This window comes from Pseudomonas sp. 7-41, assembly GCF_021233075.1.
Classification (GTDB): domain Bacteria; phylum Pseudomonadota; class Gammaproteobacteria; order Pseudomonadales; family Pseudomonadaceae; genus Aquipseudomonas; species Aquipseudomonas veronii.
Window position 1 is genome coordinate 6,133,572 of sequence record NZ_CP089551.1, and the last position, 18,621, is coordinate 6,152,192.

Here is an 18,621-nt window from a genome sequence, read left to right on the forward strand (position 1 = left end):
GATTTAACCGCGAACAAGGGGCGAAAATCGCCAGCCTTTATTCGGAGGGCACGTATTCTACAACTTCCAGGTCGAAACCGGATATCGCATTAAATTTCATCGGTGCGCTCATCAGGCGCATTTTGCGCACGCCGAGGTCACGCAGGATCTGCGAACCGGCACCGACGATGCTGTAGGTGGTCGGCGTTTTGACCTGGGTTTGCTCGGCGGACTCACGAATATGCGCGAGCAATACGTCGCCATCCACCGGGTTGCCCAACAGCAATACCACCCCGCTGCCGGCCTCGGACACCGCGGCCATCGCGGCGCGCAGGCTCCAGCGCCCGGGTTGCTTGACCATCAACAGGTCGCGCAGCGGGTCCATGTTATGCACGCGCACCAGGGTCGGTTCGTCGGCGCAGATGGTGCCCAGGGTCAGCGCCATGTGAACGTCGCCCTCCACCGAATCACGGTAGGTCACCAGGTTGAATTGGCCCAGTTCGCTGTCCAGCGGCTGCTCGGCAATCCGCTGAACGGTACGTTCGTGGATCATCCGGTAGTGAATCAGGTCGGCAATCGTGCCGATCTTGAGGTTGTGTTGGGCGGCAAAGGTTTCGAGTTCGCTACGACGGGCCATGGTGCCGTCGTCGTTCATCACTTCGCAAATCACCCCGCTCGGCTCGAAACCGGCCATGCGCGCCAGGTCGCAGGCGGCTTCGGTGTGGCCGGCGCGGGCCAGGGTGCCGCCCGGCTGGGCCATCAGCGGGAAGATGTGGCCCGGGCTGACGATGTCTTCGGCCTTGGCGTCTTTCGCGGCGGCCGCTTGCACGGTGCGCGCACGGTCGGCGGCGGAGATCCCGGTGGTCACGCCGGTGGTGGCCTCGATCGATACGGTGAACTTGGTGCCAAACCCGGAACCGTTGCGCGGCGCCATCAGCGGCAGCTTGAGCAACTCGCAGCGTTCGCGGCTCATGGGCATGCAGATCAACCCACGGGCGTGCTTGGCCATGAAGTTGATGTGCTCCGGCTTGCACGCCTCGGCGGCCATGATGATGTCGCCTTCGTTCTCACGGTCTTCGTCATCCATCAGGATGACCATCTTGCCTTGGCGGATATCTTCAACCAGTTCTTCGATGCTATTGAGCGCCACAGGGCACCCCCTTGGTCAGGATTTCAGGTAGCCGTTAGCGGCCAGAAAACTTTCGGTGATGTTACTGGCAGGCTTTTGTCGAGAGTCAGACTCTGCGGCCTTATCGCCCATAAGCAGGCGCTCCAGGTAACGGGCAAGCAAGTCGACTTCCAGGTTCACCCGGCGACCTGGCTGGTACGACGCCATGATGGTTTCGCTCAGGGTGTGGGGAATGATGGTCAGTGCGAATTCGGCGCCATCCACGGCGTTCACGGTCAGGCTGGTGCCATCGACGGTGATCGAGCCTTTGTGGGCGATGTATTTGGCCAACTCCTTGGGCGCGCGGATGCGGAACTCCACGGCGCGGGCGTTTTCGCTGCGCGCCACTACTTCGCCGACGCCGTCGACATGGCCGCTGACCAGATGACCGCCCAGGCGCGTGGTCGGGGTCAGGGCTTTTTCCAGGTTGACCGGGCTGCCGGCCTTGAGGTCGCTCATCGCCGTGCAGTCCAGGGTTTCGCGGCTGACATCGGCGGCAAAGCCGTTGCCCGGCAAGTCGACGACGGTCAGGCACACGCCGCTGACGGCGATGCTGTCGCCCAGCTTGACGTCGCCCAGGTCGAGCTTGCCGGTGTCAACCAGCAGGCGCACGTCGCCGCCCTTGGGGGTCATGGCACGGATGCTGCCGATGGATTCGATAATGCCGGTGAACATGGCCTTCTCCTGGAAAACGGTGCGGGCGTTTGAGCGCCCGGTCAGAATTATACGCTCGCTGCTGGCACAGGGATGGCAGTGACTCGCCAGTCATCGCCCACAGCGCGCATTTCAGTGATCTTGAGTTGGGGCGCGTCGGCCAGTTTCTCAAGCGGCCAGTCCAGCAAAGGCCGGGCTGCGGAGCCGAGGAACTTGCCGGCGACGAAAATCACGTATTCGTCCACCAGGCCCTGCTGGGCGAACGCGCCCGCCAGGCTTGGCCCGGCTTCCACCAGCACGTCGTTGACGCCACGGGCCGCCAACGCCACCAGCGCCGAGCGCAGGTCGACCTGACCATCGACACCGGGCACCACCAGGCACTCGGGGCCACGGGGGAACTGGTTTTCCGCAGTGACACAGGTGATGACCAGCGCCGGGCCGGCCTTGAAGAACGGCGCATTGAGCGGCACCCGCAGGCGGCCGTCGATCAATACGCGCAGCGGCGGACGCGACATGGCCAGCGCGGTGGTTTCTGCGTCCAGGCCGAGTTCGGCGGCGCGCACGGTCAGGCGCGCACCATCGGCCAGCACGGTGTCGGCGCCGGTCAGCACTACGCTGGCCTCGGCGCGCAGGCGCTGCACGGCGGCGCGGGCGGCGGGGCCGGTGATCCATTGGCTCTCGCCACTGGCCATCGCGGTGCGGCCGTCCAGGCTCATCGCCAGCTTGACCCGCACAAACGGCAGGCCGTGTTCCATGCGCTTGAGGAAACCTTTATTGAGCGCCCGCGCTTCCACTTCGAGCACACCGCTGCGCACTTCGATGCCGGCCTGGGCCAAACGCTGCATACCGCGCCCGGCGACGTCCGGGTTGGGGTCCTGCATCGCCGCGACCACCCGCGCCACCCCGGCACTCACCAGCGCATCGGCGCACGGCGGGGTATGGCCGTAATGGCTGCAGGGTTCCAGGGTGACGTAGGCCGTGGCGCCACGGGCTTTGTCAGCGGCTGCGCGCAAGGCATGCACTTCTGCATGGGGCTCGCCGGTACGTACATGCCAACCTTCGCCGACGATCTGCCCATCGCGCACAATCACACACCCCACACGCGGGTTGGGATGGGTGGTGTACAGGCCGTTGCGCGCCAGTTCGAGGGCGCGGGCCATGTAATGGGCGTCGAGGATGGCCTGTTCAGCAGACGGTGGGTTCATTTTTTGATCGGCTCACGGGCCAGGCGGTCGATCTCTTCGCGGAACTCATTGAGGTCCTGGAAACGTCGATACACCGAAGCGAAACGGATATAGGCGACTTCGTCGAGCTTTTGCAGCTCGCCCATCACCAGCTCTCCAACCACCAGGGACTTGACCTCGCGCTCGCCGGTCGCGCGCAACTTGTGCTTGATATGCGCCAGCGCCGCCTCCAGCCGCTCGACACTCACCGGGCGTTTTTCCAGGGCGCGCTGCATACCGGCGCGCAATTTGTCTTCGTCGAAAGGCTGGCGGCTGCCGTCGGACTTGATCAGGCGCGGCAATACCAGTTCGGCGGTTTCGAAGGTGGTGAAACGTTCACCGCAGGCCAGGCATTCGCGCCGGCGACGCACTTGATCGCCCTCGGCGACCAGACGCGAGTCAATGACCTTGGTGTCGTTGGCACCGCAGAAGGGACAGTGCATGGTGGCAGGCAACAAAAAAAGGGAGGGCCATGGTAGCGCATCCCCGTGGCAAGACAAGCCATAGCCTTTACGGTATATAGGCTGACGATTATGTTTCGTGTTTTTTAAGCCACGGATTTTGTCCTTTCTGGAGCCGTACATGCAGTTACGACCACTCGTTTTACTCACCTTGTTCGGTTTTCTGGTCGCCTGCAGCAGCGAAGCCCCAAAACCTTCGACGCCGCAGCCTCAGCCGGCGCAAGAGAAAAAAGTCCCCGGCATCGAAGACCTCGGCCCGCTGCCGGCCTACCAGCGTGAGATCAACGGCAGCCTGACCAACGTGCCCGCCGGCGCCGAAGTCGAAATGGCGCTGTTGGTGATCGACGACCGCAGCCGCCCGCAACAACTGCTCGCCAGCAGCGTGCTGAGCGGCAACGGCAAGCCCCTGGCCTTCCGCCTGCGCTTCAGCCCCGACGCGTTCCCGGCCGGTGCGCGGGTCGAACTGCGCGGGCGCGCCAGCCAGTCCGGCCAACTGATCCTGCACCTGCCCGCAGTACGCATCACCCAGGCCATCACCCAGACCACCGGCCCCCTGCAACTCGTCAAGGCACCATGACGCCACCGCTCGACCTGCAACGGGCGCTGAGCGCCCTGATCGGCGACGCACAGCTGGTGCCCTGCCCGTTGCCGGGCACCGACCTGGCGTTGTGGCTGCTCGACGCCGACAACATGGACCGCGCCTTCAGCCCCGAAGAAACCCGGCGCATCCTGCATGAGCCGCCCTACTGGAGTTTTTGCTGGGCCAGCGGCCTGGCACTCGCACGCTACCTGGCGGCGAACCCGGAATGGGTCGCGGGCAAGCGCGTGCTGGATTTCGGCGCCGGCTCCGGCGTCGCCGGGATTGCCGCGGTCAAGGCCGGCGCGCTGGAAGTGGTGGCCTGCGACCTGGACCCACTGGCATTGGCGTCCTGCCGTGCGAATGCCGAACTCAACGGGGTTGAACTGGGCTATTCGACGGACTTTTTCGCCGAGGCCGACCGCTTCGACCTGATCCTGGTGGCCGACGTGCTCTACGACCGCGCCAACCTGCCGCTGCTCGACCAATTCCTCACGCGCGGGCGTAAAGCACTGGTGGCGGACTCACGGGTGCGGGACTTTCAGCATCCGGATTATCAGCGCCTGGCGATACTCGATGCCCTGACATTGCCGGACTTGGCCGAGCCTTGGGAGTTTCGCAAGGTGAGCCTGTACCATTCGCGGCGCCAGCCCTTATAGTTGCCCCATTCCCGCTTTATTCGAGACGCCCCATGAGTGAGCCCACGCCGTATATCTTCGACGCCACCACCGCCACGTTCGACCAGGCGGTGATCCAGAACTCCTTCGAAAAGCCCGTGCTCGTGGACTTCTGGGCCGAGTGGTGCGCGCCGTGCAAGGCGTTGATGCCGATGCTGGCGAAGATCGCCGAGAGTTATCAGGGCCAATTGCTGCTGGCCAAGGTCGATTGCGAGGCCGAGCAGGACATCGTTGCGCGCTTTGGTATTCGCAACCTGCCGACGGTGGTGCTGTTCAAGGACGGCCAACCGGTGGACGGGTTTGCCGGGGCGCAGCCGGAGTCGGCGGTGCGGGCGATGCTCGAACCTCACGTGCAGATGCCGCCGCCGGCTGCGGCGGACCCGCTGGAGCAGGCTCAGGCGCTGTTTGCCGAGGGCCGTATCAGTGAAGCCGAAGCCGTGCTGGTCGCGCTGCTGGGCGAAGACAACAGCAACGCCGGCGCGCTGATTCTGTACGCGCGCTGCCTGGCCGAACGCGGTGAATTGGGCGAAGCCCAGGCCGTTCTCGACGCCGTCAAGAGCGACGAGCACAAGGCCGCCCTCGCTGGCGCCAAGGCGCAAATCACCTTCCTGCGCCAGGCCGCCGACCTGCCCGACCCCGCCGACCTGAAAAGCCGCCTGGCGCAAAACCCGCAGGACGACGAAGCGGCCTATCAGTTGGCCATTCAGCAACTGGCACGCCAGCAGTACGATGCCGCGCTGGAAGGCTTGCTCAAACTGTTCATCCGCAACCGCAGCTACAGCGAAGGCTTACCGCACAAGACCTTGCTGCAGGTGTTCGAACTGCTGGGCAACGATCACCCGCTGGTGACCGCGTACCGCCGCAAGCTGTTCGCCGCGCTGTACTAATCGCCCTGTAGGAGCGAGCTTGCTCGCGAAAAACTCAAGGACACCGCATTCATTCAGGATGGGCGCGTTGTGGTTGACGCTCTTCGCAAGCAAGCTCGCTCCTACAACGGGTCAATCCAGGTATAGAGCGGCGTATCACCGCCGCTGCTGACCTTGACCTGGCCGCTATGGCGCAGGCGCACCAGCAGGCGCTTGCCCGCCGCGGCGTCGCCGGCCAGTCCTTCCAGTTGATCGAGCAATTCCAGCCCGTTGAGCTGGCCGGCGGCGCGCAACAGGTCCTGGGCGTTCTGCCACAGGTCATCGTTCTGCTTGACCGCAACAACCGGCGCAGCGGTGGCACTGGGCACCGGCGTCGTCTGCAACTGCGCGCGCAGGCGTGCCCAATCAGCGTCATCCAGCTCCAGGGTCAAGTCCACCGGCAGGTCGCCGACAGTTCCACGAATCCGCAACATCGTCCCTACTCCTGCATTTTTTCCGACGGGCATGCTCCCATGCGGCTTGCGCAACGCCAAGCGGACGGTCAAACTCTCGACACTATTGTTATAAGATCACATAACATAAATTTCATGTTCTGGAGCTTCCCCATGCGCCGTCTGCTGCTTGCTTTGCCGTTTGCCCTGCTGCCACTGGCTATCGCCCACGCCGCTGACGAGCATGATCATGAGCATGCCAGTCTGGGAGCCCATGAACACGGGGTCGGCCGTCTCAACGCAGTGCTCGACGGCCAGGCCCTGGAGCTTGAGCTGGACAGCCCGGCGATGAACCTGGTGGGGTTCGAACACCCGGCCACCAGCGCCGCCGACAAAGCCAAGGTCGCCGCCGTGCGCAAACAGCTGGAAAACCCAGCCGCCCTGTTCAACCTGCCCAAGGCCGCCGGTTGCGTGGTCAGCACCCAGGAACTCAACAGCCCGCTGTTCGGCGACAAGCCCGAAGCCGAGCATGATGACGACGATGACGACCACGCCACCGCCGACAAAGACGCGGCCGCCCACGAGCATCATCACGACCACAGCGAAATCCACGCCCACTACCAGTTCACCTGCGCCACGCCGACGGCCTTGAGCAACCTCGACCTGAGCCAGGTGTTCAAGACCTTCCCCGCCACCCAGAAAATTCAGGTACAACTGATCGGCCCGAGCGGCCAGCAAGGTGTGGAAGCGACGGTCACAGCAGCCACCCTGAAGTTCTGAGTAGCCATGAGCCACGCATTGATCGAACTGTCCGACCTGGGCTTCAACTGGCCCGGACACCCGCCGTTGCTGGACATCCCCGCGTTCCGCCTGGAACCGGGGGAGACCCTGTTTCTCAAGGGCCCCAGCGGCAGTGGCAAGACCACCCTGCTCGGCCTGCTGGGCGGCGTGCAGACACCCGGCCGAGGCAGCATCCGTCTGCTCGGCCAGGAACTGACCGACCTCTCGGCCGGTGCCCGCGACCGTTTTCGCGTCGACCACACCGGCTACATCTTCCAGCAGTTCAACCTGCTGCCGTTCCTGTCGGTGCGCGAAAACGTCGAGTTGCCGTGCCACTTTTCCAAGCTGCGCGCGCAGCGGGCCAAGCAGCGCCACGGCAGTGTCGACCAGGCCGCCGCGGCGTTGCTGGCGCACCTGGGGTTGAAGGACAGCGCCCTGCTGGAGCGCCGCGCCGACTCGCTGTCGATCGGCCAGCAACAACGGGTGGCCGCCGCCCGTGCGCTGATCGGCCAGCCGGAGCTGGTGATCGCCGACGAACCCACCTCGGCGCTGGACTACGACGCCCGTGAAGCCTTCCTGCAACTGTTGTTCGCCGAATGCCGCGAGGCCGACGCCAGCCTGTTGTTTGTCAGCCATGACCAGAGCCTGGCTCCGCTGTTCGACCGTCACCTGTCGCTGGCCGAACTCAATCGCGCCGCCACGCCCGCAGAGGTTTGAGATGTATCTGTTCCGTCTAGCCATGGCCAGCCTGGCTAACCGCCGCTTTACCGCGATCCTCACCGCCTTCGCCATCGCCCTTTCGGTGTGCCTGCTGCTGGCGGTGGAGCGGGTACGTGTTGAAGCGCGCAACAGTTTCGCCAGCACCATCAGCGGCACCGACCTGATCGTCGGCGCGCGCTCCGGCTCGGTCAACCTGCTGCTGTATTCGGTGTTCCGCATCGGCAACGCCACCAACAATATCCGTTGGGACAGCTACGAACACTTCGCCGCCAACCCGCAGGTGAAATGGGCGATTCCGATCTCCCTCGGCGACTCCCATCGCGGCTACCGGGTGATGGGCACCAACGAATCCTATTTCGAGCACTACCAGTACGGCCGCAAGCAACACCTCGAACTGGCCAGCGGCCGCGCCTTCGCCACCGATCCGTTCGAAGTGGTACTCGGCGCCGAAGTGGCCGAAGCGCTGCACTACAAGCTCGGCGATCAGTTGGTGCTGGCCCATGGCGTGGCCGTGGTGAGCCTGGTCAAGCACGATGACAAACCGTTCACCGTGGTCGGCATCCTCAAGCGCACCGGCACCCCGGTGGACCGCACACTGCATATCAGCCTCGGCGGCATGGAGGCGATCCATATCGACTGGCACAACGGCGTGCCGGCCCAGGGCAAAGGCCGCATCAGTGCCGATCAGGCGCGCAACATGGACCTGACCCCGCAGGCGATCACCGCCTTCATGCTCGGCTTGAACAACAAGATCTCCACCTTCGCCCTGCAACGCGAGATCAATGAATTCCGTGGCGAACCAATGCTGGCGATCCTGCCCGGCGTGGCGCTGCAAGAGCTGTGGAGCATGATGGGCACCGCCGAAAAAGCGCTGTTCGTGATCTCGCTGTTCGTGGTGCTGACCGGTTTGATCGGCATGCTCACCGCGATCCTCACCAGCCTCAACGAGCGCCGTCGCGAAATGGCGATCCTGCGTTCGGTGGGCGCGCGGCCGTGGCATATCGCGACGTTGCTGATCTTCGAAGCCTTCGCCCTGGCGCTGTCCGGTGTGATCGCCGGCGTGGGTCTGCTGTACGTGTGCATCGCCGCTTCACGCGGGTACCTGCAGGCCAACTACGGCCTGGACCTGCCGATGGCCTGGCCCAGCGAGTATGAATGGAGCTTGCTCGCCGGTATCCTCGCGGCGGCGCTGTTGATGGGCAGCGTGCCGGCGTGGCGGGCCTATCGACAATCCTTGGCCGATGGCCTGTCCATACGTTTATGAGGAAGGCTTCGATGCGTCGTGCCCTGTTTGCCCTGTTGTTGTTGCTGGCCGCGCCCGCCTGGGCGGAGGATCAGCCCAAGGATTTGTCCTGGCAGGAAATGATCCCGGCGGACGCGCCGCCGGAAATCCCCAATATGAAACCGCTGCACGACCTGTCGAAAATGGCCGATGCGTTGTCGGTGGAGGCCGCGCCAGCGGCCAAGCAGGACTTGCCCAACGCACCGGTGGTGCCAAGCCTCGACGGCCGGCATATCCGCCTGCCGGGCTATATCGTGCCGCTGGAAGTCAGTGAAGAAGGCCGTACCACCGAGTTTCTGTTGGTGCCGTATTTCGGCGCGTGCATTCACGTACCGCCGCCGCCGTCGAACCAGATCGTGCATGTGAAAAGCGAAGTCGGCGTGAAGCTCGACGAGCTGTATCAGCCGTATTGGATCGAGGGCGTGATGCAGGTCAAACCGTCCTCCAGTGAGCTGGCCGACGCCGGCTATCAGATGGATGCCGAGAAGATTTACGTCTACGAATTGCCGGAATAGCGCTTATCACCCATTCATTGAGCTGCGTCAAAAGACCGAACGGAACGATCTTTACCATTGGATGTACAACCTTTAAACGTCCTCTGGAGCTCCCATGAACAATAAGTCTCTGCTCGGCGCGTCACTCTTCGCGCTCGCCCTCGCCGCCCCCGTTGCCCACGCTTACGAGGCCGGTGACATCCTGATTCGTGCCGGTGCGATTACCGTGAACCCGAACACAGACAGCGGTAACGTCAAAGTTGACCAGGGCCCATCGACCGGCGCCAACCTGGGCGGCAAGGCGACCTTGAGCAGCGACACGCAACTGGGTCTGAACTTCGCCTACATGTTCAGCAGCCACTGGGGTATCGAACTGCTGGCGGCCACCCCGTTCTCGCATGACGTGAAACTCAAGGGCACTTCCGTAGGCGCAGCCAACGGTAAGCTCGGCTCCCTGAAACAACTGCCGCCAACCCTGAGCGTCGTGTACTACCCGCTGGACAGCGCGTCGAAGTTCCAACCGTATGTAGGTGCCGGTATCAACTACACCTGGATCTATGACGAGAGCCTCAGCGGCACCGCGAAACAAAACGGTTTCAGCAACTTCAAGGCTGATAACTCCTGGGGCTGGGCCGCGCAGATCGGCGCCGACTACATGATCAACGACAAATGGATGATCAACGGCCAGGTACGTTATATCGACATCAGCACCACGGCCACCGTGGACAACAACGCCCTGGGCCAAGGCACCCGCGCCAAGGTCAATGTGGACGTTGATCCGCTGGTTGTCATGATCGGTGCTGGCTACAAGTTCTAAGCGATATTTAACAAACACCGCAAAACCAATGTGGGAGGGGGCTTGCCCCCGATAGCGCGGCGTCAGTCAACAGATTCATTGACTGAGCCACCGCTATCGGGAGCAAGCCCCCTCCCACATTTTGCTTTGGGGTGTTTCAGCTACGGCGGTAGAACCGATCCAGCAACGCCGGCAACCCTGCTCGCCACGCCCGCGGCTTGATGCCGAAGGTGTGGAGGATTTTCTTGCAGGCCAGCACCGCGTGTTGTGGTTCTTCACCGGCATCCGGCCGAGCCGCATGGGCCTGGGCGGTGGGGGCTTCGATCACCAGCGCACGGAAACTGCGCGCTTCGGTGAGGATCGCCTGGCCCAGCGCCAACGGCGTGGTCGCCTCGTGACCGGCGTAGTGATAAGTGCCCCACAGCGGCGCCGCGCAGTCGAGTTGCTTGAGCACGGAGATGATCACCCGCGCCGCATCGTCCACCGGCGTCGGATTGCCGCGACGGTCGTCCGCCATCAACAGTTCTTCAGTCTGCTCGGCCCGCGCCAGGAAACGCCCGAGGGTGCCGTCGACACTGTCATCCAGCAGCCAGCCAAAGCGCAGCAACACATGCTGCGGGCAGGTGGCGCGCACGCTCTGTTCGATACGCCACAACGCCTGGCCGCGCAGGCCCAGGGGCACCGGCTCGTCCTTTTCGCTGTAGGCAGTGGCGCGGGAGCCATCGAACACGCGGTAGCTGGACGGTTGCAGCAAGGTGATGCTGTGGTGCTGACACAGTTCGGCCAGGCGTTCGATCGCCGACTCCTGGGCGGCCAGACGGCTTTCGCTGACCGTTTCGGCCTGGAACCAATCGAAATAGTAGGCGAGGTTGATCAACGCATCGGGACGGGTGTCGTCGAGCAATTGGGTAAGGCTCGCGGCATCCCAGCCGTCTTGGGGCGGTTTGGGGGCGAGGAAACCGATGTCTTCCTCTGCACCGAGGCGAATCAGCGCCTGCCCGAGGGCATTCCCGCCGCCCAACAACATAAGGCGCATTCGCATAGATTGAGCTGGCCCGGTCTGTTTGGAACGATGGCTAGTATCGACAGGCGTTTGAGCCTTGCCGTGGGTATTTGCCAGAATCGTTGCATTTTGCGGGTTTGTAGCGCAACCGTCACGGACAAAGTGCGGGCTTGCAACTTGGCCCGGGCGGTTGCATATAGGGATCATGAACCTTCCTGAAACAACCAATACGGTCTTGAACGGCTTTCACCCCGCCGTCAGCGCCTGGTTCCGCAGCACCTTCCCCTCGGTGACCCACGCCCAGGCCCAGGCGTGGCCGCTGATCCGCCAGCGCCGCTCGACGCTGATCGCCGCGCCCACCGGCTCCGGCAAGACGCTGACGGCCTTCCTCGCGGTGCTCGATGACCTGGTTCATCAAGGCCTGGCCAACGGCGGGCAACTGCCGGATGAAACCCAGGTGGTGTATGTGTCGCCGCTCAAGGCGCTGTCCAACGACATCCAGATCAACCTGCAAACCCCGCTGACCGGGATCACCGCGCATTTACAGCAGTTGGGCCTGCCACCGCTGGCGATCCGCACCGCCGTGCGTACCGGCGACACGCCGCAAAAAGACCGCGTGCTGATGCGCAAGCGTGCGCCGCATATTCTGGTGACCACGCCGGAATCGCTCTACGTGCTGCTGGGCTCGGACTCCGGCCGGCAGATGCTCGCCAGCACGCGCACGGTGATCGTCGATGAGATCCATGCGATCGCGGCGAGCAAACGCGGCAGTCACCTGGCCCTGAGCCTCGAACGCCTGCAAGGCTTGTGCGCCGAGCCGTTGATACGCATCGGTCTGTCGGCCACGCAAAAACCCATCGAGGCGGTGTCGCGTTTTCTGGTGGGCACGGCACGTCCGTGCGCGATCGTCGACATCGGCCATGCGCGCCCGCGTGACCTGGATATCGAAGTGCCGCCGGTGCCGCTGTCAGCGGTAATGGCCAACGACGTGTGGGAATTGGTCTACGACCGCCTCGCCGCCCTCGCCCGCGAACACCGCACCACGCTGATTTTCGTCAACACCCGGCGCCTGGCCGAACGCCTGGCGCGGCATTTAAGCGAGCGCCTGGGCAAGTCCGCCGTGGCCGCGCACCACGGCAGCCTGGCCAAGGAGTTGCGCCTGGACGCCGAACAACGGCTCAAGGCCGGCGCGCTGCAAGTGCTGATCGCCACCGCATCCCTGGAGTTGGGGATCGATATCGGCGAGGTCGACCTGGTGTGCCAGATCGGCTCGCCCGGTTCCATCAATGGGTTTCTGCAAAGAGTCGGCCGCTCCGGGCACCAGGTCGGCGGCACGCCCAAGGGGCGCCTGTTCGCTACCACCCGCGATGACCTGATCGAATGCGCCGCCCTGCTCGACTGCGTGCGCCGGGGCGAGTTGGACACCTTGCACATTCCGGTCGCGCCGCTGGACGTACTGGCCCAGCAAATCGTCGCCGAAGTCAGCGCACGGGAATGGCCGGAACAGGCGCTGCTCGAACTTATCCACCGCGCCGCGCCCTATGCCGAGCTGGATGAACGCCATTACCAGGCGCTGGTGCAGATGCTCTGCGACGGCTACAACGGCCGCCAGGGCATCCGCAGCGCCTACCTGCACCGCGACGCCGTGACCGGCACCCTGCGCGGCCGTCGGGGCGCCAGGCTGACCGCCGTGACCAGCGGCGGCACCATCCCCGACAACGCCGACTACAGCGTGTTGCTCGAGCCTCAGGGCCTGAACATCGGCAGCGTCAACGAAGACTTCGCGGTGGAAAGCATCGCCGGGGATGTCTTCCAGCTCGGTAATACGTCCTACCGGATCTTGCGGGTCGAAGCCGGCAAGGTGCGGGTCGAGGACGCCCATGGCCAGCCGCCGACCATCCCGTTCTGGCTCGGCGAAGCGCCGGGGCGCAGCCGCGAACTGTCGGCGGCGGTCGCGCGTTTGCAGGGCCAGTTGGACGAACTGCTCGGCGCCACGCCCGGCGATCTGCAGCCCACCCTCGCCTGGCTCACCGACACCCTGGGCCTGAACCGCGCCAGCGCCGAGCAGATCGTGGATTACCTGGCCCGCGCGCGCCTGGCGCTCAGCGCGCTGCCGTCCCAAGACACGCTGATCATGGAGCGGTTTTTCGACGAGTCCGGCGGCACCCAACTGATCATCCACACGCCGTTCGGCAGCCGCATCAACCGCGCCTGGGGCCTGGCGCTGCGCAAGCGTTTCTGCCGCACCTTCAACTTCGAACTGCAAGCGGCGGCCAGCGAGAATGCGATCGTGCTGTCGCTGTCCACCAGCCACAGTTTCGCGCTGGATGAGGTGTGGCGTTATCTCAACAGCCAGACCGCCGAGCACCTGCTGATCCAGGCCGTGCTCGACGCGCCGCTGTTCGGCGTGCGCTGGCGCTGGAACGCCGGGGTGGCCCTGGCGTTGCCGCGTTTTACCGGCGGGCGCAAGGTGGCGCCGCAGATCCAGCGAATGAAAAGCGAAGACCTGATCGCCAGCGTGTTTCCCGACCAGATCGCGTGCCTGGAAAACCTCGCCGGCGAGCGCGAAGTACCCGACCACCCGCTGGTCGAACAAACCCTGGATGACTGCCTGCACGAAGCGATGGACAGCGACGCCTGGCTGGCCCTGTTGCGGCGCATCGAGCGCGGCGAGGTACGCCTGATCAGCCGCGACCTGCCGGCGCCCTCGCCCATGGCCGCGGAAATTCTCAGCGCGCGGCCCTACACCTTTCTCGACGACGCGCCGCTGGAAGAACGCCGCACCCAGGCCGTGCTCAACCGGCGCTGGAGCGACCCGCAGAGCACCGACGACCTTGGCGCGCTGGACGCCGACGCCATCGCCGGCGTGCGCGAAGAGGCCTGGCCGGCGCCCCATGGCCTGGATGAAATGCATGAGGCGTTGATGAGCCTGGCGTGCATCGTCGACAGCGAGGTCACGCCGCAATGGCGGCAGTGGTTGCAAACGCTGGCCAAGGGCGGACGCGCCTGTCCTCTGCCCCAAGGCCAGTGGGTGGCGGTGGAACGCCTGAGTTGCTTGCGGGCGATTTACCCCAACGACTTGCCGCTGTTGCCCGGCTTCGATGAGCCCTGGACCTTCGATGACGCGCTGGTGGAAGTGCTGCGCGCGCGCCTCGGGGGGTTCGGCCCGCTGAGCCTGATCGAAATCGCCGCGCCCCTTGGGCTGCCGGTGACCGACATCGCCCAGGCCCTGGCCCGCCTGGAGCAGGAAGGCTATGTGTTGCGCGGGCGTTTCAGCCCCGGCGCCCGCGAGGAACAATGGTGCGAACGGCACCTGCTGGCGCGGATTCATCGCTACACGGTCAAGCGCCTGCGCCGGGAAATCGAGCCTGTGGCGTTGCAGGACTTCATGCGCTTTCTGTTCGATTGGCAGCACCTGTCCGACGGTACGCGTGGCCAGGGCAGCGCGATGTTGCCGCAGATCGTCGCCCAGTTCGAAGGCTACGCGGCGGCCACCTCGGCCTGGGACAGTGACTTGCTCAGCGCGCGGCTCAAGGATTACACATCAACCTGGCTCGACGACCTGTGCCGCAGCGGCAAGCTGGTGTGGACACGCCTGAGCAACAAGCCCGGCGCCACCGCCCTGCGCAGCACGCCCGTGGTGCTGCTGCCGCGCAGCCAGGTGCCGTTGTGGAGCGGGCTGACCGAACAGACCGACAGCACGACGTTGTCGCCCAAGGCGCAGAAAGTCCACCAGACCCTGCGCGAGCACGGCGCGTTGTTTTTCGATGAACTGGCCCACGAAGCCCATCTGCTGCGCAGCGAGCTGGAAACGGCGCTGCAGGAACTGGTCGGCGCCGGCCTGGTGAACGCCGACAGCTTCGCCGGGCTGCGTGCGCTGACCACACCCGCGAGTAAACGCCAGGCGCGCAGCAGCCGGCGCGGGCGCGGTGCATTCGTCGGCGGCATGGACGATGCCGGGCGCTGGGCGCTGATCCGGCGCCCGTCGACCGCCGCCGGCCCGCACTCGGCCGAAACCCTGGAGCATGTGGCGATGACCTTGCTGCGTCGCTACGGCGTGGTGTTCTGGCGACTGCTGGAGCGCGAGGCGGATTGGCTGCCAAACTGGCGCGAACTGTTGCGCACCTTTCACCGCCTGGAGGCACGCGGGGAGATTCGCGGCGGGCGGTTCGTCAGCGGGTTGGCGGGCGAGCAGTTTGCGTTGCCGGAAGCGATCCCGCTGCTGCGTGAGGTGCGGCGGCGGGCCCATGATGGAAGCCTGATCGCGGTGTGCGGGGCTGATCCGCTGAACCTGGTGGGCACGCTGCTACCGGGCAGCAAGGTGCCGGCGGTGAGTGGTAACCGGATTGTGTATCGCGATGGGCTGCCGGCGGCGGTGATGGTGGCTGGCAAGCAACAGATACTGCTGGATGTGGATCAGCAGGCGGTGCAGGAGAGGCTGATCAGGCATTGAGTCGGGGTGACTTTGAAGGCCTCATCGGGGGCAAGCCCCCTCCCACACGTTGATCTGTGAACACAATCAAATGTGGGAGGGGGCTTGCCCCCGATGAGGCCAGAACAGCCAGCATCCTCATCAATAGAATCGGCCAGTACCACAGCCCGGAAACACCCGCAGCGACTGCTGCAACGCCGTGTGCTTGAGGCGCTGGGCCAACGGCCGATTGCGGATCAGGTGCGCGACCGGGCGGCGCAGGCGCACCACCAGCGCGCGGCCTATGGACGTGGGTAAAAAGTGGCTGGCATACAGGGTCAGCGGCAGGCAGATCAGCGTGGGGAGCGTATAGGGCAGCACATACCCCAGCCCCCCTTGCAGGCGTTTGCGCGGCTTGATCAATGATCGTCGGCTCAGGCGCTGCACGATAAAGCGCCCGAGCACCGTCAGCAGCGCAAAAGCGCCGATCCATACCGCGGACAGCAGCAGGAAGTCCCCGGCCACGCTCCACGGCGAACGCTGGGCCGTCTGGTCGACCAGACGGCCGACTTCATCCGCCGCCCGATAATGCAGTCTTGAGATTCAGCAAAACACCGGCTCCTTCAGAAGGTTCTGTAAGGAACTGACGGGTTTCAGGTGCGATCGTTCACCCTTTACGGCCGCCGGGGCGCTTTACTTCAAGTCGACATTCAGGCTGGGCGCACCAAACGCCACCAATTGCGCGTTGGAACCGGCGAAATAGCCTTTCCAGAATTCTTCCAGCGCTTGAATGGTCTTGCCGGAGCGGTAGGCCTGCTTGACGTCCTTGGTCACCAAGGCCGCGCCGGTGACGTACACCCGCGCGCCCTGCAAGTCTGCGAACAGGCCCTTTTGCGCCACGCGCTTCAGCTCGGCCTCCGGCTGCAGGTCACGAATCCGGTTGTTCGCGTAGAAGCTGCCGAAGTCGCTGTTTTCAAGCATGTCGGAGATCAACAACACCACTCGTTCCTGGGCCGGCTGTTGGCCCAGGTCCTTGCCGATCTCGCGCAACGAGTGGAAGATTTCGCTGCGCGCGATATCCTCGGACGCCTCACGCAACGTCGTCACGAACACCTTGCCCAAGGTCTTGTTGAAGTAGCTGCGCTGTTCGCCAAGGCAGGATTCGAAGGCGCGCAGCGATTGCATGCCGACCCGGTCACGCACGTGTTCATCGATGCCCCGATTCAGCTCACCGGCAAAGCGCACTTGCATGAATTGGCCCGGCAAAAACGCTGAAAAACTATACAGCCGCACCTTGTCGCCCGGCTGCACGAAGCGCTGCACCTGGGCCCAGGTCGCCTTCTGAATGGCCTCGGGCATCGGGATCGTCTGGTCGATGATCACCGTTAACTCTCTGCCGGCTTCGACCGGACGAAACTCCCCGACCTTGGCGTAGGCATAGCAATCCGGGATGTCGTTACGCTCACCGGCCACCGCCAGCAACGGTGCCAGCAACAGAGCAGGGAAAAACCGCAGGATATTCATTCAGGCACCTGTGGCGTCAAAGTCTTTAAGCAACTGCTGTTCGGCCCGTAGCGCCAACACGTCTTCCAGCGCATGGCCCTTGGCACGGCTGATGGTCGCCAATTGCTCTTCACTGTAGGCCGTCAGGTCCTTGCCGCGCAGGGCGTCGATACTCACGGGTACGGCCAAAGGCGCCGGCTGGGAGGCCGGAACGGGAGCCGGGGCCTGAACAGGGGCCGCCGCTTCAGTCACCACCGCGACAGCCGGGGCGCCGAGCGGTTTGACCAGGGCTTCGGTGGTCGCCGGCAGCGCCTGTTTACGGGCCAGGAAAGTCTCGAAGTTGCGATTGTGCGCGCTGGTCAACGCGGCCTGTTGCTGGGCGTTGGTGGTCGTGCGCCCGGCCAGCTTGAGCTGTAATTTGCTCAATTTGTGATCGGCATGGGAGGCGATTTCCACGCGCTGGCTCTGCATCCAGTTTTCCAGGGCCTGGCCACTGGAGAATTTATGGGTGTGCTCCCAGGCGGTCTTGGACTCCACCCCGGCAAAGCCGAAGATCGACGCCAACCAGATGCTGGTGATCTGAATCGCGATGTAGATCACCGACAGTACGATGAAGGTAATCAGCGAGGCCTTGCGAATCGCGTCCATCTTGTCCGTGAGGGTTTGTTTGTCCGCTTGATCGTTGAGCGCCGCCGAATCGGCAGGCAACTCAAACGGACTGGCGGAATCGTAATTCTGCTGGGCAAACGCATGGGGGCTGCCGACCATTTCGGTCTCGATGCTTTTGAGCTGCATGGTGCGGATACCGAACGCCGCGACCGCGATAATCGCAATCCAGATCCCCGTGGTGATCATCCAGCCATGGCTCGGCGTCACGGTGTGGTTGGTGTTGATACGCGCCAGAATGCGGCTGTAATCCTTACCGTCCTTATCGCTGTCGGTGTCTTTGATGCCGATGCCGGGCAATTCCTTGAGCTGGGACGGACGATCGCTTTCGGGATCGTTTTCCCACCAGTGGCGAGCCTTGCTGATCAGCGCGTTCTTATGCACTGTCCGACCGGTCACTTCGGCAAGGATCGCCGAGGCGACGGCCAGCAGGAAGGCGAACAACCAACCCATCCAGCTTTGATCGTTGGCCGACAGGTTCTGGTTGATGAACGGCACCAGCACATACGCAAAACCCACGGCCTCGAACATGATCAGCATGAAAATCAGGGCAAACACCCAGAACGGCCGCTCGCGGCGACCGCGCTCACCGATGGTGCGCAGGTAGGATTCGCTTTTATTGAAGAAATCGACGTTTTTCGCGCCGATCTTTTCGTAGCGTGAGTAGTAGGCGTCGCACAATTCGCTTTCCGATTTCGGCCAGCCATGGGCGTCGAGCATCAAGCTTTGCTTGGACAAGCGCGCCACCTTGCCGATCAGGGGCACGCCATGCCACACGCGCATCATGAAATAACCCACTTTGTCCCAATACGCTTGAATCAGGATGGCTGCCAGCAGCGTGGAGATCACCAATCCGGTGATCACCTTGTTTGCCCAGAGCAGGGCTGTCAGCGCATTGAAGCTGAACTCTTCCATGGTGTAGTTCCTTGA

At 64.0% G+C, this 18,621-nt stretch carries 17 protein-coding genes and 1 pseudogene; 9 read left to right on the plus strand and 9 right to left on the minus strand.

The annotated features are described in order from the left end of the window. Nucleotides 1-37: 37 nt before the first annotated feature. The 4 genes from ribBA to nrdR are packed head-to-tail and all read right to left on the minus strand — an operon-like array spanning nucleotide 38 to nucleotide 3,467. On the minus strand, nucleotides 38-1,129 hold the full coding sequence (gene ribBA, locus LQ249_RS27945; RefSeq protein ID WP_046381892.1) for a bifunctional 3,4-dihydroxy-2-butanone-4-phosphate synthase/GTP cyclohydrolase II: 1,092 nt from the start codon (nucleotides 1,127-1,129) through the stop codon (nucleotides 38-40). Nucleotides 1,130-1,144: 15 nt separating this feature from the next. Beyond that, nucleotides 1,145-1,822: a riboflavin synthase gene (locus LQ249_RS27950; protein WP_017849579.1), complete on the minus strand. Its 678-nt coding sequence runs from the start codon at nucleotides 1,820-1,822 to the stop codon at nucleotides 1,145-1,147. A 47-nt stretch (nucleotides 1,823-1,869) separates the two neighbouring features. Next, entirely contained in the window at nucleotides 1,870-3,006 is a 1,137-nt protein-coding gene (ribD, locus tag LQ249_RS27955; RefSeq protein ID WP_046381891.1) for a bifunctional diaminohydroxyphosphoribosylaminopyrimidine deaminase/5-amino-6-(5-phosphoribosylamino)uracil reductase RibD, read from the minus strand. Continuing rightward, nucleotides 3,003-3,467 carry a transcriptional regulator NrdR gene (gene nrdR, locus LQ249_RS27960; RefSeq protein ID WP_026140361.1) on the minus strand — a complete coding sequence of 155 codons (465 nt, stop codon included), beginning with the start codon at nucleotides 3,465-3,467 and terminating at the stop codon, nucleotides 3,003-3,005. Before nrdR ends, ribD begins: the two co-directional genes overlap by 4 nt. 139 nt (nucleotides 3,468-3,606) lie before the next feature. Here nrdR and LQ249_RS27965 point away from each other — a divergent pair, with 139 nt between their 5' ends. Genes LQ249_RS27965 through trxA form a run of 3 tightly spaced genes read left to right on the plus strand, consistent with a single transcriptional unit; the run spans nucleotide 3,607 to nucleotide 5,626 of the window. Beyond that, complete coding sequence (locus tag LQ249_RS27965; RefSeq protein ID WP_017849582.1) at nucleotides 3,607-4,062, plus strand: YbaY family lipoprotein; 456 nt, start codon at nucleotides 3,607-3,609, stop codon at nucleotides 4,060-4,062. Then, nucleotides 4,059-4,721 carry a class I SAM-dependent methyltransferase gene (locus LQ249_RS27970; RefSeq protein ID WP_232566049.1) on the plus strand — a complete coding sequence of 221 codons (663 nt, stop codon included), beginning with the start codon at nucleotides 4,059-4,061 and terminating at the stop codon, nucleotides 4,719-4,721. The genes LQ249_RS27965 and LQ249_RS27970 overlap by 4 nt, the downstream gene beginning before the upstream one ends. A gap of 32 nt (nucleotides 4,722-4,753) precedes the next feature. Further along, nucleotides 4,754-5,626, plus strand: a complete 873-nt coding sequence (gene trxA, locus LQ249_RS27975) for a thioredoxin (protein WP_057005478.1) — start codon at nucleotides 4,754-4,756, stop codon at nucleotides 5,624-5,626. A 101-nt stretch (nucleotides 5,627-5,727) separates the two neighbouring features. Here the strand turns inward: trxA and LQ249_RS27980 are convergent, their stop codons facing one another. Continuing rightward, entirely contained in the window at nucleotides 5,728-6,078 is a 351-nt protein-coding gene (locus LQ249_RS27980) for a hypothetical protein (protein WP_128191662.1), read from the minus strand. Between the two features lie 132 nt (nucleotides 6,079-6,210). Here LQ249_RS27980 and LQ249_RS27985 point away from each other — a divergent pair, with 132 nt between their 5' ends. The 5 genes from LQ249_RS27985 (at nucleotide 6,211) to LQ249_RS28005 (ending at nucleotide 10,129) form a co-directional block, all read left to right on the plus strand. Further along, a complete protein-coding gene (locus LQ249_RS27985; RefSeq protein WP_046381887.1) occupies nucleotides 6,211-6,816 on the plus strand; it encodes a DUF2796 domain-containing protein in 606 nt (201 codons plus the stop codon). 6 nt (nucleotides 6,817-6,822) lie between these two features. Continuing rightward, on the plus strand, nucleotides 6,823-7,533 hold the full coding sequence (locus tag LQ249_RS27990; protein WP_232566050.1) for an ABC transporter ATP-binding protein: 711 nt from the start codon (nucleotides 6,823-6,825) through the stop codon (nucleotides 7,531-7,533). A gap of 1 nt (nucleotide 7,534) precedes the next feature. Next, entirely contained in the window at nucleotides 7,535-8,800 is a 1,266-nt protein-coding gene (locus tag LQ249_RS27995) for an ABC transporter permease (protein ID WP_026140362.1), read from the plus strand. An 11-nt stretch (nucleotides 8,801-8,811) separates the two neighbouring features. After that, nucleotides 8,812-9,333 (plus strand): DUF3299 domain-containing protein, encoded by a 522-nt coding sequence (locus LQ249_RS28000; RefSeq protein ID WP_046482555.1) that lies wholly within the window; start codon nucleotides 8,812-8,814, stop codon nucleotides 9,331-9,333. Nucleotides 9,334-9,427: 94 nt separating this feature from the next. Next, nucleotides 9,428-10,129 (plus strand): OmpW/AlkL family protein, encoded by a 702-nt coding sequence (locus tag LQ249_RS28005; protein WP_169865484.1) that lies wholly within the window; start codon nucleotides 9,428-9,430, stop codon nucleotides 10,127-10,129. A gap of 136 nt (nucleotides 10,130-10,265) precedes the next feature. On the opposite strand, the gene LQ249_RS28010 is transcribed toward LQ249_RS28005, so the two are convergent. Further along, nucleotides 10,266-11,150, minus strand: coding sequence for a sugar nucleotide-binding protein (locus LQ249_RS28010; protein ID WP_026140363.1), 885 nt, complete (start codon nucleotides 11,148-11,150; stop codon nucleotides 10,266-10,268). Between the two features lie 166 nt (nucleotides 11,151-11,316). Here LQ249_RS28010 and LQ249_RS28015 point away from each other — a divergent pair, with 166 nt between their 5' ends. Beyond that, on the plus strand, nucleotides 11,317-15,564 hold the full coding sequence (locus LQ249_RS28015) for a DEAD/DEAH box helicase (protein WP_232566051.1): 4,248 nt from the start codon (nucleotides 11,317-11,319) through the stop codon (nucleotides 15,562-15,564). An 85-nt stretch (nucleotides 15,565-15,649) separates the two neighbouring features. Here the strand turns inward: LQ249_RS28015 and LQ249_RS28020 are convergent. The 3 genes and pseudogenes from LQ249_RS28020 to LQ249_RS28030 all read right to left on the minus strand — a co-directional run. Continuing rightward, nucleotides 15,650-16,107 (minus strand): annotated as a pseudogene (locus tag LQ249_RS28020) (hypothetical protein); the annotation flags it as partial. A gap of 108 nt (nucleotides 16,108-16,215) precedes the next feature. Then, nucleotides 16,216-17,046 (minus strand): hypothetical protein, encoded by an 831-nt coding sequence (locus tag LQ249_RS28025; protein WP_169881743.1) that lies wholly within the window; start codon nucleotides 17,044-17,046, stop codon nucleotides 16,216-16,218. Beyond that, on the minus strand, nucleotides 17,047-18,606 hold the full coding sequence (locus LQ249_RS28030; protein ID WP_169881742.1) for a hypothetical protein: 1,560 nt from the start codon (nucleotides 18,604-18,606) through the stop codon (nucleotides 17,047-17,049). It lies immediately after the preceding gene. Nucleotides 18,607-18,621 lie beyond the last annotated feature (15 nt).